General features: G+C 66.9%; 1 pseudogene. It reads right to left on the reverse strand.

The features are described 5' to 3' along the window. Positions 1–191 (reverse strand): annotated as a pseudogene (locus tag KH400_RS30405) (MFS transporter); the annotation flags it as partial. Positions 192–335: the final 144 nt, after the last annotated feature.

Raw genomic sequence — 335 nt, forward strand, 5'->3', positions numbered from 1 at the left:
GTGACCAGCAGGCCGACCTGGGCCTGGGTGACCCCGAGCCCCTCCGCGAGGTCGGGCAGCAGGCCGGTCGGCAGGAACTCGCTCGTCACGCAGACGAAGATCGCGCCGGAGAGGATCAGCAGGCCGACCCACGGAAAGGGTGGCGCCTCCCCCGGCTGTGCTCGGGACGACGAGGCAGAGGGCACGGTCATAGGAATGAGAACTTCCACATGGAGAGTGGGTCGTGACGCCGCCCGCGGGATGACACGGTTGCTGTGGCATCCATCACAGGCTACCGCAGGCCATACTCTTGACACCGTGCCAGCCGACAACGCCACCCACTGGGTGTTGACCAT

Origin of the sequence: Desertibacillus haloalkaliphilus (genome assembly GCF_019039105.1) — a bacterium.
Classification (GTDB): domain Bacteria; phylum Bacillota; class Bacilli; order Bacillales; family KJ1-10-99; genus Desertibacillus; species Desertibacillus haloalkaliphilus.